The sequence below is a fragment of the Chondromyces apiculatus DSM 436 genome, assembly GCF_000601485.1.
In the GTDB taxonomy this organism is placed as follows: Bacteria; Myxococcota_A; Polyangia; order Polyangiales; family Polyangiaceae; genus Chondromyces; species Chondromyces apiculatus.
Window position 1 is genome coordinate 65,263 of the sequence record NZ_ASRX01000027.1, and the last position, 13,521, is coordinate 78,783.

A 13,521-nucleotide genomic window follows, 5' to 3' on the forward strand; every position below is an offset into this window, starting at 1 on the left:
CGGTCTTTGCGAGCGCGGCGTGATGCCAGCGCGTGCGTGTCCGCCTGACAGGCCCGGGCATTCATGGCCCGGAGCTTCGCCTTTTCTCTTCCGCGATGGAGCAAGCCATGACGTCGACGCCTGTCCCCAGCCAGCCCGTTCAGCAGTTCCCCTTGAGCCTCACCGAACGCGCCCACTGGTTCCTCCATGGACTGGCCCCCGGGGGCTCGGCCTACAACCTGGCCATCGCGGCGTGGATCCTCTCGCCACTCGACGTGATGGGCCTGGGGCGAGCACTGCAAGGGCTCGTCGACCGGCACGCGCTGCTCCGGGCAACGTTCACGGTGGAGGACGGGGAGCCGGTACACCGGATCCCGGCGCACACCCCGGTGTCGTTCGAGGTGATCGACACCTCGCAGTGTACCGAGGACGCGCTCCGCAGGCGCGTCCAGAGCGAGGTGTACCGCCCTTTCGACCTGGCGCACGGGCCGCTGTTCCGGGCCACGCTGTTCCGGTGCGCTCCGGAGCGGGCCGCGCTGCTCCTGTCGGCGCACCACATCGTCACGGACATGGGCTCTTTCGCCATCCTGCTGGACGAGCTGCGCGCGCTGTACGCGGCGGAGGTCTCGGGCGACGGGGCCGCGCTGCCGGAGGTGCCCATGGCGTACGAGGCGTACGTGCGCTGGCAGCAGGCGCTGCTCGGGGGGCCCGAAGGCGAGCGCATGAAGGCGTACTGGAAGGAGCAGCTCGGGGGCGAGCTGCCGGTGATGAGCCTGCCCCTCGACCGACCACGGCCCCCGGTGCAGTCCGACTGCGGGACGTCGTACAGCTTCAGGCTCCCGGCACAGATGCCGAGGCGGCTGCGGGGCTTCGCGAAGCAGCACGGGGTGACGCCGTTCATGACCCTGCTCGCGGCCTTCGAGGGGCTCTTGCACCGCTACACGGGGCAGGACGATCTCCTGGTGGGCTCGCCGGTGGGCGGGCGGCGCGGTGAGGCGGCGTTCGCGTCGATGGTGGGCAACTTCGTGAACATGCTGGTGCTCCGCGCGGACCTGAGCGGGGAGCCGACGTTCGCGGAGCTGCTGGAGCGGACGCGCCAGACGGTGAATGCTGCACGCGAGCACCAAGAATACCCGTTTCCCCTGCTGGTGGAGCAGATGCAGCCGGTGCGGGATCCCAGCCGTTCGCCGCTGTTCCAGGTGATGTTCTCGCTGCAGCGGCTGCCCCAGCACGAGGAGCTGTCGAGTGTGTTCGCGCCGATGGAGGTGGAGGAAAGGATCGCCTTCGGTCCCCTCACCCTCGCGCCTCTCGCGGTGTCCCAGCAGGAAGGGCAAATGGACCTGGCGCTCGACCTGTTCGAGATCGGCGGGGAGCTGTACGCCGATCTGAAGTACAGCACCGACCTGTTCGAGGCCGCGACGGTGGAGCGGATCGCCCGGCACTACGTGGCGTTCCTGGAAGGCGCGCTCGCGCAGCCCGGGCAGCGGGTGGACGCGATCCAGCTGCTCGGAGAGGCGGAGCGGCGCAAGATCCTGGTGGACTGGAACGATACGCGCGAGGAGGTGCGCAGCGATGTCTGCTTCCACGCGCTCTTCGAAGCGCAGGTGGAGCGGGCGCCGGACAGCGTGGCCGTGGTGTTCCAGGGGGAGGCCACCACCTACGGGTCACTGAACCGGAGAGCCAATGCGCTGGGCCATGCGCTGCGCGCGGCGGGGGTGGCGCGAGACCAGGTGGTGGGGCTGCTCATGCACCGGGGCGTGGGTCTCCTCGCCTCGATCCTGGGCGCGTTCAAGGCAGGAGGGGCGTATCTGCCGCTGGATCCGGAGCACCCGGCACCGCGGTTGCGGCAAGTGCTGGAGAGCAGCAGGGCGCGGGTGGTGCTGGTGACGCGCGCGCTGGAGAACGCGCTGGCCGGCGCGCTGGAGGGGATGCCCGCGGCGCAGCGGCCCGCGGTGCTGCTGGTGGACGAGGCGGGCCGAGGGCAGCCGGAGGTCAACCTGCCTCCAGCCGCGGGCCCCGGGGATCTGGCCTACGTGATCTACACCTCCGGATCCACGGGCGCGCCCAAGGGAGCGATGCTGGAGCACCGGGGGATGCTGAATCACCTGCACGCGAAGGTGATCGATCTCGGGATCGGCGCGAGCGACCGGGTGGCGCAGAACGCGTCGCAGTGCTTCGACATCTCGGTGTGGCAGCACCTGGTGGCGCTGCTGGTGGGCGGCGAGGTGCACATCGCCGAGGACGAGATCGCGGCCGACCCACGCAGGTTGCTCGCGTGGACCGAGGAGCGTGGGGTGACGGTGCTGGAGGTGGTGCCATCGCTCCTGCGCATGATGCTCGCCGAGATCGAGGGGGCCGCAGACAGCGGCGAGGGTGCGGGAGGGACGGCGTGGGAGCGTCCTTCCTTGAAGGCGCTGCGGTGGATCGTCCCCACCGGTGAGGCGCTGCCGCCGGAGCTGTGCCGCGCGTGGCTCCGGGCTTACCCGACGATCCCGCTGATGAATGCCTACGGGCCGACGGAGTGCTCGGACGATGTCGCGCACTACCCGGTGCACACGGCGCCCGGGACGGCGATGGTGACGACCCCCATCGGTCGGCCGGTGGCGAACATGCGGCTCTACGTGCTCGACAGGTGCCGTGAGCCGATGCCGGAAGGCGTGGCGGGCGAGATCTACGTGGGTGGCGTGGGGGTGGGGCGCGGATACCTGAACGATCCCGAGCGCAGCGCGGCGGCCTTCGTGGCCGACCCCTTCTCCGGCGACCCCGAGGCGAAGCTGTACCGCACCGGAGATCTCGGGCGGTGGTTGCCAGATGGCACGCTGGAGTTCCTGGGGCGCCTGGACCACCAGGTGAAGATCCGCGGGTTCCGCATCGAGCTCGGCGAGATCGAGGCGGTGCTCGGCACCCATCCGGCGGTGCGTCAGGCCCTGGTGGTGGCGCGGGAGGACACGCCGGGTGACGTGCGCCTCGTGGCCTACGTGGTGCCTGCCGGCGTCCCTGCGCCGGGGATCGCGGGGGAGCTGCGGGGGTTCGTGGTGGAGCGGCTGCCGCGGTACATGGAGCCGGCGGCGGTGGTGGTGCTCGGGGAGATGCCGCTGACGCGGAACGGGAAGATCGATCGCCAGGCCCTCCCCGTGCCGGAGTTCTCGCGCTCGGGGCCGAGGGCGGGGGGCAAAGAGGAAGACGAGGAGACGTTCGTCGCGCCGCGGAGCGCGCTGGAGGAGCAGCTCGCGGAGGTGTGGCGAACGACGCTGGGGGCCTCGCGGGTGGGGGTGCACGACAACTTCTTCGAGCTTGGCGGGCATTCACTCCTGGCGATGCAGCTCGTGGCGCGGATGCGCAAGACGCTCGGGGTGGAGCTTCCCCTGCGCGCCATCTTCGATGCACCCACGGTGGCCATGCAGGCGGAGGTCGTCGCAGCGCGCGGGGCACACGCCGGCGGGAGCGCGGGACACGCGGGACACGCCCAGCCGGTGCTGCGACCGGATCCGGCGCGGCGGCACGAGCCCTTTCCGCTCACGGATCTCCAGCAGGCCTACTGGCTGGGCCAGACGGGCGCGCTCGGAGGGCGCACGGCGGCTCTCGCCTACCTGGAGGTCGAGATCCAGGATCTGGACCTGGCGCGCTTCAACCGCGCGCTCGGTCGGCTCATCGCCCGGCACGACATGCTGCGGGCGGTGGTGCGCCCGGACGGGCAACAGGAGGTGCGGCCCGAGGTGCCCACGCTGGAGCTGGAAGTCGCGGATCTGCGGCGTGCTGCGCCCGGCGAGGTGGAGCAGATCCTGGAGGGGGTGCGGCGGGATCTCTCGCGGGTGGCGAGGCATGCCGAGGCCTGGCCGCTGCTCCGGATGCGGGCGCACCGGCTCACGGATCGGGCGACCCGGTTGCACCTCTCCTACCCGCTCCTGCTCGGGGACGAGCGCAGCTACCAGATCCTGAACGACGACCTGGAGCGCTTCTACGAGGACCCGGACGCGGCGCTGCCGCCGCTCACGCTGAGCTTCCGGGACCACGTGATGTCGCTCGCGGCGCTGCAAAGCTCGGCGGCGATCCGGCGCAGCGAGGATTACTGGAGGAGCCGGCTCCAGGTGCTGCCCGCGGCGCCTCAGCTCCCGCTCACGCGGGCCAGCGCGACGCCGGAAGGCGCAAGGTTCAGCCGGCGCTCCGGGCGTTTGCCCGCCGAGGCCTGGCAGCGCCTGAAGGCCCGGATCACCGGCGCCGGGCTGTCCGCGACGGCGGCGCTGTGCGCGGTGTACGCGGACGTGCTGGCGCGGTGGAGCAGCTCGCCCCACTTCACGCTGAACGTGCTGTTCCAGGATCGGCCGGAGGGACACCCCGAGATCCAGGAAGTGCTCGGGAACTTCAACACCACCATCCTCCTCGAAGTCGATCAGCGCGAGCGGGAGGCATTCCTGGGGCGCGCCCGGCGGGTGCAGGCCCAGCTCTGGAGCGACATGGAGCACAGCCAGGTGAGCGGCGTGCGGGTGATCCGGGAGCTTGCGCGCAGCCGGGGTGGGAGCGCGGGGGCCACGATGCCGGTGGTGTTCGCCAGCGATCTGAACATCGGGCCGGGGCGGTGCGGGAGCCGCGAGCTGCTGGGGACCCTGGTCGAGCGGCGGCTGCAAACGCCGCACGTCTGGCTGGACCACCAGGTATTCGAGGAAGGAGACACGCTCGGGTTCAACTGGGATGCCGTGGAGGAGGTGTTCCCCGAGGGTGTGCTCGACGCCATGGTGGAAGCCTACGCGGGGCATCTCGCGCGGCTGGCCGACGGCGAAGGCTGGGATGTCGTCGCGGAGATGCCGCTCGCGGAGGCGCAACTCGCGGCACGGAAGGCCCTGAACGCGACGGACGCGCCCGAGTCCAAGGCACGACTCCACGGGCTGTTCGAGGCGCAGGCGCGGCGGACGCCCGAGGCCGCGGCGGTGATCGATCCCCGGCGGACGCTGAGCTACGCGGAGCTCGCAGGCTGGACGCGCGGGCTGGGGCGCGCGCTGCAGGAGCTCGGGGCGCGGCCGAACCGGCTCGTGGCCATCGTCATGGAGAAGGGCTTCGAGCAGGTGGTGGCTGCCCTGGCGATCCTTCATGCAGGAGCGGCCTACCTGCCCATCGATCCAGCGTTGCCTGCGGAGCGGCTGCGGCTCCTCCTGGAGCATGGCGAGGTCGAGGTGGCGTTGACCCAGCCCTGGCTGGAAGCGCGGCTGGACTGGCCGGAGGGTGTGCGCCGGGTGGTGGTGGACGAACCGCTGACCACGGATGACGCCGATGACGCCGATGACGCCAACGACGCCGACGACGCCGACGACGACGCCGACGCCGACGAAGCGGCGCTCGCTCCGGCGCAGCAGCCAGGAGATCTCGCGTACGTGATCTTCACCTCGGGCTCCACCGGCCTTCCCAAGGGGGTGATGATCGACCACCGCGGGGCGGTGAACACGGTGCTCGACGTGAACGAAAGGTTCGGCGTGGGACCTTCGGATCGGGTGCTCGCGCTGTCATCGCTGAGCTTCGACCTGTCGGTGTACGACGTCTTCGGGCTGCTCGCGGCAGGCGGCGCGGTGGTGCTGCCCGACCGGGCGGCAGCGCGCAGCCCGGCGCACTGGGCGGATCTCGTCGTCCGGCAGCGGGTGACGCTCTGGAACACGGTCCCTGCGCTGATGCAGCTCTTCGTGGAGCACGTGAGCCAGGCGGAGGGCGCGCCCCGGCTTCCGCTCCGGACCGTGATGCTCAGCGGAGACTGGATCCCGGTGGCCCTGCCCGAGCGCATCCAGGCGCTCGTGCCCCAGGCACGGGTGGTGAGCCTGGGAGGGGCCACCGAGGCGTCGATCTGGTCGATCCTGTTCCCTATCGACCGGGTCGATCCGGCCTGGCAGAGCATCCCCTACGGCCGCCCCATGAAGAACCAGCGCTTCCACGTACTGGAGGGAGCGCTCGCGCCGCGGCCCGTCTGGGCGACGGGGGAGCTGTACATCGCGGGCGTCGGCCTTTCGCTCGGGTACTGGCGCGACCCGGAGAAGACCGCTGCCCGCTTCGTGACCCACCCGGGTACGGGTGAACGGCTCTACCGCACCGGCGATCTGGGACGGTACCTGCCCAGCGGGGACATCGAGTTCCTGGGGCGCGAGGACTTCCAGGTGAAGATCCAGGGCTACCGCATCGAGCTCGGGGAGATCGAGACGGCGCTGGATCAGCACCCGGCCTTGAGAGCGAGCGTGGTGACGGCGCTCGGCGACGCGCGCGGTGAGAAGCGCCTCGTGGCCTACGTGGTGCCTCGCGCGGATCTGCCCGAGGGGGAGGAACCGACACCGGCGCGGCTGCGGGCCTTCCTGCAGGAGAAGCTGCCGGAGTACATGGTGCCCTCCACGTTCGTGACCCTGGGGACGCTGCCGCTGACGCCGAACGGCAAGGTGAACCGGACGGCGCTGCCCGATCCAGGGAGCGCACATGGGAGCCGGCGGACGACGGACTTCGTGGCTCCGCGAGACACGCTGGAGATGTCTCTCGCGCAGCTCTGGGAAGAGCTGCTCGACGCGCGGCCCGTGGGGATGCGGGACAGCTTCTTCGATCTCGGGGGAAACTCGTTCGCAGCGGTGAGGCTGATCGCGCAGCTCAAGAGGACCTTCGGGGTGGATCTCCGGCTCGGTACCCTGCTGGAGAGCCCCACGGTGGAGGGCCTTGCCGCGGTGTTGCGGCAGCACCGCGCCGCGGTGACCTCCACGTCGCCGCTGGTGCCGCTGAAGCGCGGGGGCGAGAAGGCGCCGTTCTTCTGCGTGCACCCGGTGGGCGGAAACGTCTTCTGCTACGTGGAGCTGGCGCGCCGGCTCGGCTCGGACCGGGCGTTCTACGGCATCCAGGCCTCCGCGGGAGGGCAAGCTGGGTCGCCCGCGGCGTCGCTCCAGGCGATGGCGACGCGCTACGTGGCAGCGCTGCGAGAGGTACAGCCGCGGGGGCCGTACGCGCTCGGAGGCTGGTCCATGGGTGGCGTGGTCGCGTTCGAGATGGCGCAGCAGCTCCGGGCCATGGGCGAAGAGGTCTCCCTTCTGGCGCTGCTGGACAGCCGGGTACCAGCGCCGCGCGCGCTGGAGGAGGCGCAGCTCCTTGCCTGGTTCCTGCGCGATCTGGGAGGGACCTCGGGGCGGCCCATCGCCACCGACGTGGAGGCGCTGCGGCAGCTCGCCCCGGGCGCGCAGCTTCGCCAGGCGCTGGCGCAGGCCCACGCGGCGGACGCGCTGCCGCGAGACATCGGCGTTGAAGACCTGGAGCGGCTCTACGGGGTGTTCCGGGACAACATGCGGGCCATGCTGGCGTACACGCCTGGGCCGTACGCCGGCCCGGTGACGCTGCTGCATGCCAGCGAGCCAGTGCCGGGGGACCTGGAAGCCGCGCACGAGCCCGCCGGCGGCTGGAGCGCCTTCTGCGCGGCAGCGCCCGAGGTGCACGAGGTTCCAGGAGATCACTACACGATGTTCACGGCGCCCCGGCTCGATGTACTGGCAAGTAGGCTGGAGGGGTGCCTCGCCCGGGTCCCGTGAAGGATCCAGGAGACCACCCCACTGCGGAGCAACTCGCCTCCAGGGAAACACGCATGACAGAACGGTTCGATGTGGTGGTGATCGGGGGGGGCCAGAGTGGCCTCGCCATGGGGCATTACCTGGCCCGGCAGGGACGCAGCTTCGTCATCCTCGACGGGTCGGAGCGGGTGGGTGATGCGTGGCGGCGTCGGTGGGATTCGCTGCGGCTCATCACGCCCCACCCCTACAACGACCTGCCAGGGCTACCGTTCCCGCGCGACACGGGCGCGTTCGCGACCAGGGACCAGACGGCAGCGTACCTGGAGGAGTACGCGCGGACGTTCCGGCTGCCCGTGAGGCTCGGGGCGAAGGTGACCGCCCTGCGGCGGGGGCCGTCGGGGAGCTTCGCGGTGGTGATGGGCGACGAGGTGGTGGAGGCACGGGCCGTGGTGGTGGCAACGGGCGCGTTCCAGAAGCCGTACATCCCGCTCGACAGATCGCACCTGAGCCCCGAGGTGGTGCAGATCCACAGCAGCGACTACCGCAACCCCCGGGAGCTGCCGGAGGGGGACACGCTGGTGGTCGGCTGCGGCAACTCGGCCAACCCCATCGCGCGAGAGCTGTCGGGGACCCGACGGGTGTACCAGTCGCTCGGCGAGATGATGGCCTCGCCGCGGCGGTTCCTTGGCCGCGACATCTTCTTCTGGCTCTACACGCTGCGGCTGATGGAGGTGACCGTGGAGTCGCGGCTGGGGCGGAGGTTGCGGGAGCTGCCCGAGGGGAGCATCGGTCTCACGCCCCACGACAACGCACGTGACTACGGCGTGGTGCTGCTCGGGCGCACGCTGGAGGTCCGGGGAGACGAGGTCACCTGCGAGGGAGGACGCACCGTCAAGGTGCGCACCATCGTGTGGGCCACCGGATTCGGGCATGACTACGGCTGGATCGAGGCACCCGTGCTCGACGCGCGAGGCGCGCCCGTGCACCGACGGGGGGAGACAGAGGTGCCCGGACTGTATTTTCTGGGCCTCAAATGGCAGTACCGGAACGGGTCATCGCTGCTCGGCGGCGTGGGCCGGGATGCAGAGTTCCTCGCGGGTAGGCTCGACCGGCACCTGGGTTGAGTCGAAGGCACGCGGTCACGTACCGTGCCGGCCCGGGACCGGCGTGGGATGCGCCGATCCTCCCCTGATCGGCGGCGCCTCCCGCGCCGGAGCCCTCACGTGACCACGATCAACAGCGCGAAGCTCGCGACCATCGACCTGAACCTCCTCGTCGCGTTCGACGCCCTCTTCACCGAGCGGCACGTGACGCGGGCAGCAGCCCGGATGGGGCTCACCCAGTCGGCGATGAGCCACGCCCTGCGGCGGCTGAGGGTGCTCTTCGACGATCCGCTGTTCGCCCGGGTCCCGCGCGGCATCCTGCCGACGGAGCGGGCCGTGGAGCTGTCGGTCGCGGTGCGGCGCATCCTCGCCGACGTCGAGCGCACGGTGAGCGACGGCGCGCGCTTCGAGCCGGAGCGGGCGGAGCGCACGTTCACGCTGGTCGCCTCGGACTATGCGAGCATGATCTTGCTCCCGCCGCTGGTGAGGCACCTCGCCCAGAGCGCCCCGGGGATCGCCATCTCGGTCCGGGCCGGGCTGCAGAACTGGGCGGTGCCGCTCGAAGAAGGTCGCGTCGATCTCGTCATCGGCATCTTCGACAGCGAGCTGCCCTCGGCTTACCGGCAGCAGATCTTGCAGGAGCGGTTCGTGTGCGTGGTCCGCGCCGACCACCCGGAGGTCGGCGACGAGCTGACGCTCGAGCAGTTCGTGCGCTTGCCCCACGCGCTCATCTCCCCGAGGGGCATCAGCATCGGGGGCTATGTCGACGACGAGCTGGCGCGGCTCAACCTGCGGCGCCGGGTGGTGATCACGGTCCCTCACTTCCTCGTGGCCCCCCACGTGGTCGCGGGCACGGACGTGATCCTGACGGTCGCCGAGCGCATCGCGCTCCAGCTCGCCGACAAGCTCGGGCTCCGCATCGTGAAGCCCCCCCTCGACATCCCCGGCTTCCAGCTCAACCAGTACTGGCACGAGCGGCAGCACCACGATCCGGGGCACACCTGGCTGCGGGAGCAGATCGCGCAGGTCTGCCGCGAGGCGTGAGCAGGCAGGGTGGTTCACCCACCTCGACGACCGCGCCTCGCGCGTGGGCTCCCGGCCTGCTCATCCTTGCGCGCCGCCTCCTGCCTGCGCGCGATGAGCTGCGCGATCCCGTCGAGGATGCACTCCAGCCCGAAGGTGAGCGCGTGCCTCGGGTCGAGGACCCCCTCGTACGTGGTGCCCGACGCCGAGCCGACGCGACCTGCCACGGGGAACCGGGAATCGTCCATGACCTTCGCCAGGACGGGCGCGCTGCTGAGCCACCACTCGCCGTCGCTCATCCCGCTCTCCTGCCGCGCCTTCGCGAGCTGGGCCTGGATCCCGGCCGTGCCCGCGACGTGGGTCAGCACCAGGGTGAGGGCCGAGTCCATCTCGACGTCCGACAGGCCGAGCTTGTCGAGGGGCCTCAGCTCGGCCTCGTACTTCAGCGACAGGTTCGGCCCGAGCACCGGACGCCCCTGGGCGACGTGCAGCACCCACGGGTGCCGCTGGTAGACCTCCCAGTTGCGCTCCGCGATGAAGGTGAGCGCTCCACGCCACCCGCCGGGCTGCCGCGAGGGCGCGTCCACGTCCTCGTAGAGCTGCCCCTGGACCGTATCGAGCATCAGCGCGGTCAGGTCGGCCTTGCCAGGGACGTACGTGTAGAGCGCCATCGTCCCCACCCCGAGGCGCTCGGCCACCTGGCGCATCGAGACGGCCTCGATCCCCTCGGCGTCGGCCAGCTCGATGGCCGCGGTGACGATGGCCCGCACCGTCAGCCCTGATCGCCCCGGCTTGCTGTGCGACCCCCAGAGCAGCAAGAGCGTGCGCGTCGGATCGGTCTCGGCGACTCTGTTCCCCCTCACGAAGACACTCTCCGGCTCCCGGGAGCGAGTTCGCCCTTCGCGCGCTCCCGCAGCACGAACTTCTGCACCTTGCCGGTCGACGTGCGCGGCAGCGGCCCGAGCACCACCTGCTTCGGCGCCTTGAACCGCGCCAGCCGCTCCTTGCAGAACGCGAGCAGCTCCTCCTCCGTCGCCGACGCGCCCGCCTTCAGCTCCACGAAGGCGCACGGCGTCTCCCCCCACTTCTCGTCGGCCTTCGCCACCACCGCGGCGGCGAGCACCGCGGGGTGCCGGTGCAGCACGTCCTCCACCTCCAGCGAGGAGATGTTCTCGCCGCCCGAGATGATCACGTCCTTCGAGCGATCCTTGATCTTCACGTAGCCGTCCGGCTCCACCACGCCGAGGTCGCCGGTGTGGAACCACCCCCCGCGCAGCGCCTCCTCGGTGGCCGCCTCGTTCTTGAGGTAGCCCTTCATGGTGATGTTGCCTCGGAACATCAGCTCCCCCAGGGTCTCCCCGTCGGCCGGCACGGGCTTCATCGTCTCCGGATCGAGCACCGTCATCTCCTCCTGGAGCAGGTAGGAGCCTCCCTGGCGCCCGTTCATCCGCGCCCGCTCCTCCAGGCCGAGCTCCGACCACTCGGCCTGCTTCGCGCACACCGCGGCCGGCCCGTAGGTCTCGGTGAGCCCGTAGACGTGGGTCAGCTCGAAGCCCATCCGCTCCATCCCCTCGATCACGGACGGCGGCGGCGCCGCGCCGGCCACCAGGCACGCCACCTTGCCGAGCCCTTCCTTCATCGCCTCGGGCGCGTGGATCAGCGTCGCGTGCACGATGGGCGCCCCGCAGTAGTGCGTGACCCTGTGCTCGCGCATCAGCGCGAAGATCGCTCCCGGATCCACCTTGCGCAGGCACACGTGGGTGCCGGCCACGGCTGCCACCGTCCACACGAAGCACCAGCCATTGCAGTGGAACATCGGCAGGGTCCACAGGTAGACGGCATGGCGCGGCATTCCCCACTCCAGTGCATTGCCCACCGCATTCAGCGCCGCGCCGCGGTGGTGGTAGACCACGCCCTTCGGGTTGCCCGTGGTCCCCGAGGTGTAGTTGAGCGAGATGGCGTCCCACTCGTCCCCGGGCAAGCTCCAGGCGAACGCCGGATCCCCCTCGTCGAGCAGGGCCTCGTACGCGATGTCTCCGAGCGGCGGCCCCTCCGGCCCGAGCGCGTCGTCCACATCGATGACGAGCGGCCGCTTCTCCAGCATCCCGAGCGCCTTCTCCGCCGTCACTGCGAGTTCGCGGTCCACGAAGAGCACCTTGGCCTCCGCGTGCCCGAGCATGAACGCGAGGGTCTCGGCGTCGAGGCGGGTGTTCAGCGTGTTCAGCACGGCGCCGATCATCGCGGGCCCGAAGTGCAGCTCGATCATCGCCGGCACGTTGGGCAGCAGCGTCGCCACCGTGTCGCCCCGATGGATCCCGCGCCCTCGCAGCGCCGACGCGAGGCGCCGCGCCCGCGCGTACACCTCCGCCCAGGTGAACCGCCGGGCGCCGTGAATCACCGCGACCCGCTGCGGGTAGGTGCGCGCAGTCCTGGCGAGGTAGGAGAGTGGCGAGAGGGGGGTGTGGTTGGCAGGAGTCTTCGGGAGCGCGTCGTAGGCGGTGGTCATGGCTGGATCGCTCGGAGGTGGCATGGGCCTCGACCTCGACGCGAGCGCCCACGCCGCCCGCGAGCATAGCGGGCGCAGCTCACCCGGGCCCACCAAGGCGCGGCGCCCCACGCCCTCCCGGTTCCTCCTCCCGTCCCCCGCCCCCCGCCCCCCAGCCAGGGCGTGGTACGCTCGCGCCTGATGCTGCCGGCTCCTCGCGCTCTTCCGCGCGCCCCCGAGGGCGGCGTCGCTCACGGGGGGCCCCCCGCGTGACCGCCCTCGTCCGCCTCGCGGCCGGGCTCCTGCTCCTCCTCCCGGCCTCCTGCCGCAAGGACACCTCGCCCACCGTGGTGGACGTCATCCCCGGCGACCAGACCACCCAGGTCGTCACCGCCGACGGTCGCCTCTTCGGCTTCGGCAAGGCAGACACCCTGGGCTCCCACCCGGAGACCCGCGAGCGCCTCCAGCTCGGCAAGAACACGCCCTACCTCCCCTACCCTGTCCCCCTCGATCCCGCCCTCGCCGTGAAGAAAGGCGCGCCTCCCTTCCGGGTGGCGACGGAGGAGTCCCCCCGCGGCGCGCACACCGTCGACGCCCTGGAAGTCGCCTCGAACGGCACCACCACCTGCGTGGTGCGCCTGGACCGCACCGTCGCCTGCTGGGGGAGCAACACCTACGGCGCGCTCGGACGCGGCGACACCACCTCCACGCACGACTACGGACCGGCCCCTGTCGTCGGCCTCTCCGGCGCGCGCGCCCTCGGCATCGGCTCCTGGCATGCCTGCGCGCTCCTCCAGGCCGGCCGCGTCGCGTGCTGGGGTGTGAACCACGAGGGCCAGCTCGGCGTCACCCTCCCCACCGGCGTGCACCACGCGGCGAGCCCCGTGACCCCGGCGGGGCTCCCGCCCATCCGGCAGCTCGCCCTGGGCGCCTCGCACACCTGCGCCCTCGCCGAGGACGGCACCGTCTTCTGCTGGGGCTACGCCTGGGATGGTCAGACGGGCAACGGTGAGCACGGCGTCGGCCAGCGCGTGCCGACCCCCGCGCGCGTCGCCGGCCTCGCGGGCGTCGAGGCGCTCGTGTCCTCGCCCCTCAGCTACCACACCTGCGCGCGCCTCTCCGACCGCACCGCGACCTGCTGGGGCCGCAACGACAAGGGCCAGATCGGCAATGGCAAGAGCGGCGACGAGCACCCCGCCACGAGGCCCTCCGCCGTCCTCGGTCTCCAGGGCGTCAGCCTCATCGCCACCGGCGCCGACCACACCTGCGCCATCGTCGATCCGGGGCGCCTGCTCTGCTGGGGCAGCGACTTCCTCGGCCAGCTCGGCGACGACGGCGCGAGCTGGCTCTCCCCCGCCCGCCCCGAGCCCGTCGCCGTCCGCTGGAAGTGAGCGCGCGCGGCCGGCATGGCGAGGGCGCG

The 13,521-nt window shown here is 71.4% G+C and carries 6 protein-coding genes; 4 read left to right on the forward strand and 2 right to left on the reverse strand.

Annotation, left to right across the window (positions count from 1 at the left end; genetic code table 11):
- Positions 1 to 107: 107 nt before the first annotated feature.
- From CAP_RS18885 to CAP_RS18895, 3 genes are all read left to right on the forward strand, one after another.
- Positions 108 to 7,511: a non-ribosomal peptide synthetase gene (locus CAP_RS18885; RefSeq protein ID WP_052375486.1), complete on the forward strand. Its 7,404-nt coding sequence runs from the start codon at positions 108 to 110 to the stop codon at positions 7,509 to 7,511.
- Positions 7,512 to 7,564: 53 nt separating this feature from the next.
- On the forward strand, positions 7,565 to 8,614 hold the full coding sequence (locus CAP_RS18890; protein ID WP_044242957.1) for a flavin-containing monooxygenase: 1,050 nt from the start codon (positions 7,565 to 7,567) through the stop codon (positions 8,612 to 8,614).
- 99 nt (positions 8,615 to 8,713) lie between these two features.
- The gene (locus CAP_RS18895) at positions 8,714 to 9,637 is read left to right on the forward strand and encodes a LysR family transcriptional regulator (protein WP_231511558.1); all 924 of its coding nucleotides are present in this window, start codon (positions 8,714 to 8,716) and stop codon (positions 9,635 to 9,637) included.
- 14 nt (positions 9,638 to 9,651) lie between these two features.
- Here the strand turns inward: CAP_RS18895 and CAP_RS18900 are convergent, their stop codons facing one another.
- Positions 9,652 to 10,479, reverse strand: a complete 828-nt coding sequence (locus tag CAP_RS18900; RefSeq protein WP_063748720.1) for a TetR/AcrR family transcriptional regulator — start codon at positions 10,477 to 10,479, stop codon at positions 9,652 to 9,654.
- Complete coding sequence (locus CAP_RS18905; protein WP_044242960.1) at positions 10,476 to 12,122, reverse strand: acyl-CoA synthetase; 1,647 nt, start codon at positions 12,120 to 12,122, stop codon at positions 10,476 to 10,478. Before CAP_RS18905 ends, CAP_RS18900 begins: the two co-directional genes overlap by 4 nt.
- A 248-nt stretch (positions 12,123 to 12,370) precedes the next feature.
- Between CAP_RS18905 and CAP_RS44940 the strand changes: the two genes are divergently transcribed.
- Positions 12,371 to 13,492, forward strand: coding sequence for an RCC1 domain-containing protein (locus tag CAP_RS44940; protein WP_052375488.1), 1,122 nt, complete (start codon positions 12,371 to 12,373; stop codon positions 13,490 to 13,492).
- The last annotated feature ends 29 nt before the right edge of the window (positions 13,493 to 13,521 follow it).